This window comes from Bacillus sp. mrc49 (genome assembly GCF_002803435.1).
Genome location: NZ_PHNG01000794.1, coordinates 1 through 3547, shown reverse-complemented (window position 1 = coordinate 3547; position 3547 = coordinate 1). Strand labels below are relative to the sequence as shown.

General features: G+C 49.7%; 4 protein-coding genes. All 4 read left to right on the top strand.

Annotated features, from left to right (window positions below; genetic code table 11):
* Positions 1-49: 49 nt before the first annotated feature.
* Positions 50-1240, top strand: coding sequence for an acetyl-CoA C-acetyltransferase (locus CVN76_RS25595; RefSeq protein ID WP_100533557.1), 1191 nt, complete (start codon positions 50-52; stop codon positions 1238-1240).
* A gap of 29 nt (positions 1241-1269) precedes the next feature.
* A complete protein-coding gene (locus CVN76_RS25590) occupies positions 1270-2121 on the top strand; it encodes a 3-hydroxybutyryl-CoA dehydrogenase (RefSeq protein ID WP_100533556.1) in 852 nt (283 codons plus the stop codon).
* Positions 2122-2159: 38 nt separating this feature from the next.
* Positions 2160-3290 (top strand): acyl-CoA dehydrogenase, encoded by a 1131-nt coding sequence (locus CVN76_RS25585; RefSeq protein ID WP_100533555.1) that lies wholly within the window; start codon positions 2160-2162, stop codon positions 3288-3290.
* 30 nt (positions 3291-3320) lie between these two features.
* A partial coding sequence (locus CVN76_RS25580; protein ID WP_198512650.1) for an acyl-CoA dehydrogenase family protein occupies positions 3321-3547 on the top strand: 227 nt, incomplete at its 3' end.

The window sequence follows — 3547 nt, the reverse complement described above, 5'->3', positions numbered from 1 at the left end:
CTTAATTGAGCGAGCGTTCAATCAATTTTCATAGAGGGAGGAAATAAGGATGGCAAAAACAGTGATAATCAGTGGTGTGAGAACGCCCTTCGGTAAATTTGGCGGAGGCCTTAGCGGTTTTACGGCATCACAGCTTGGCGGGATCGCGATCAAGGAGGCACTTGAACGGGCTGGAATCGAAGGCGGCCAGGTGGATGAGGTAATCATGGGGAATGTGCTTCAGGCAGGTCAAGGGCAAATCCCTTCACGTCAGGCAGCCCGACATGCCGGTATTCCTTGGGAAGTGAAAACGGAAACGATTAATAAAGTATGTGCATCAGGGCTTCGCAGTGTCACAATGGCCGATCAGATCATTCGTTTAGGTGATGAGGACATCATTGTTGCCGGGGGAATGGAGTCCATGAGCAATGCACCTTACATTCTTCCGAAGGCACGCTGGGGCTTAAGGATGGGCGATGCGCAGATGAAGGATACGATGATATCCGACGGACTTAGCTGCAGTTTCACAGGGGTACATATGGGCACTTACGGAAACAGTACGGCCGAGGATCTTGAAATTACCCGTGAGGAACAAGATGGCTGGGCTTACGATAGCCATCAAAAAGCGCTTAAAGCGATGGATGAAGGCATACTGGCAGAAGAAATCGTTGCCGTACAGGTTCCGGTAAGAAAAGGGGATCCGATTACGATCGAACATGATGAAGGACCAAGAAAGGATACATCTGCCGGGAAGCTCGCCAAATTAGGGCCAGCTTTTAATAACGAGGGAACGATAACGGCAGGGAATGCACCGGGAGTCAATGATGGAGCGGCGGCTCTCGTATTGATGAGTGAGGAACGTGCCGAAAAAGAAGGGAAAGCTCCATTTGCTTATATTTTGGCACATGCCGAAGTGGCAGTTGAAGCGAAGGACTTCCCGAAAACGCCTGGCTTGGTCATAAATGAAATCCTGAAGAAGGCAGGCAAATCGGTGGAAGACATCGATTTATTCGAAGTGAATGAAGCATTCGCAGCTGTGGCACTGGCCAGCGGGAAGATTGCCGGCGTCGAGGCGGAAAAAGTGAATGTCAATGGAGGTGCAGTGGCCTTAGGTCACCCGATCGGGGCAAGCGGTGCCCGCATCATCATCACGCTCATGCATGAGTTGAAACGCCGTGGCGGGGGACTGGGCATAGCAGCGATCTGCAGTGGCGGCGGCCAGGGAGATGCGATCTTAATCGAGGTGCCAAAGCAAGGATGATAGTTTCATAGATGATGAGGAGGGTTTTCATGAACATTCAAAAAGTGATGGTCATCGGTGCTGGACAGATGGGGTCTGGCATCGCCCAGGTTTGCGCAATGGGGGGCTATGAGGTTCTCTTGCATGATTTACAAGCTGAATTTGTGGAAAAGGGCTTAGGAACGATCACCAAAAACCTTTCGCGACAGGTCGAAAAAGGGAAAATGAAGGCCGAGGATAAGGATGCAGCCCTTTCCAGGCTGACGTCATCGACTGACTTGCAAAATGCAGCCGAGGTGGATTTGGTGATTGAAGCTGCAGTGGAAAATATGGAAATAAAAACGAAGATATTTGCTGAGCTGGACCAAATCGCGCCACACCATGCCATACTTGCCACCAATACTTCTTCACTGCCGATTACCGAAATAGCGGCCAGCACGAAAAGGCCTGCCAATGTCATCGGCATGCATTTCATGAACCCGGTTCCAGTGATGAAGCTTGTGGAGGTCATCCGCGGTCTTGCTACAGCCGATGAAGTATATCAAAGGGTGGAAAAGATGGCCGAAACCTTGAACAAGGTGCCGGTGGAAGTGAATGATTTCCCCGGTTTTGTAGCGAATCGGATTTTGATGCCGATGATCAACGAGGCCATCTATACGCTATATGAGGGCGTTGCCGCTAAAGAGGCGATTGATGATGTGATGAAGCTTGGGATGAACCATCCGATGGGGCCGCTTACGCTAGCTGACTTCATTGGACTCGACACTTGCTTATATATTATGGAAACCCTTCATCAGGGGCTGGGCGATGATAAATACCGTCCGTGTCCGCTGCTAAGGAAATATGTAAAAGCTGGGTGGCTGGGCAGGAAATCAGGACGTGGTTTTTACGAATATAACTGATCATTGAAAAGCATCTGCAGCTAGGGAGGAATGAAGGAATGGATTTCAAGTTTACAGAAGAACAGCAAATGATGCGGAAGATGGTAAGTGATTTTGCGGAGAAAGAAATTGCCCCTCATATCGAGGCCATGGAAAAAGGCATGTTTCCGAAAGCGATCCTGCAAAAAATGGGCGATCTTGGCTTGATGGGAATTCCGATCCCCGAACAATACGGTGGCGCGGGGATGGACTTCATGTCTTATATCATCGCCATCAACGAGATTTCCAAAGTAAGCCCCACCCTAGGTGTCATATTGTCCGTCCATACTTCTGTTGGAACGAATCCGATCGTTTATTTTGGAACCGAGGAGCAGAAACGAAAGTATGTGCCTAAGTTAGCCGCAGGACAATATTTAGGTGCATTTTGCTTGACCGAGCAAAGCTCCGGCTCCGATGCTGCGAGTTTGAAATCGAAGGCTGTAAAGGCAGACGGCCTATATCGAATAAATGGATCCAAAGTATTCATCACGAATGGCGGTGAGGCGGATGTGTTTATCGTTTTTGCCTCGACCGATCCCAAGGCCGGCAGCAAGGGAATCTCTGCCTTCATCGTCGAAAAGGGGACGCCTGGCTTAATCATCGGTAAAGACGAGCGTAAAATGGGGCTTCATGGCTCGAGCACCGTGCAGGTGACCTTCGAAGATATGAAAGTGCCTGAGGGCAATCTGCTTGGCAAAGAAGGTGAAGGCTTCAAGATCGCGATGGCCAACCTGGATGCCGGCAGGATCGGGATTGCGTCCCAGGCGCTGGGAATTGCTGAGGGTGCCATGGAACATGCCGTCCAATATGCAAAGGACAGGGTGCAGTTCAACAAACCGATTGCATCGCAGCAAGGGATTGGCTTCAAGCTGGCGGAAATGGCCACAGGCATAGAAGCTTCCAGATTACTTGTCTACCGGGCGGCGTTTTTACGCTCAGAGGGGTTGAAGTGCGGCAAGGAGGCAGCGATGGCTAAGCTATTCGCTTCGAGGACGGCTGTCGAGGTGGCGATAGAAGCTGTCCAAGTATTCGGAGGTTATGGATATACGACGGAATATCCGGTCGAACGCTATTTCAGGGATGCAAAGGTAACGGAAATATATGAAGGCACCAGTGAAATCCAAAGAATGGTCATCAATAAGAATCTTTAAATACATCGAAAAGGGCAGGGGAAGAATATCATGCAGTTTAAATTGACCGAAGAACATGAAATGATCAGAAAAATGGTGCGCGATTTTGCGCAGAATGAAGTGGCTCCTACGGCTGCCGAGAGGGATGAAGAAGAACGATTTGACCGTGAAATTTTTGATAAAATGGCCGAACTTGGTTTGACGGGAATTCCGTGGCCAGAGGAATACGGGGGAATCGGGAGCGACTACTTGGCGTATTGCATTGCAATCGAAGAACT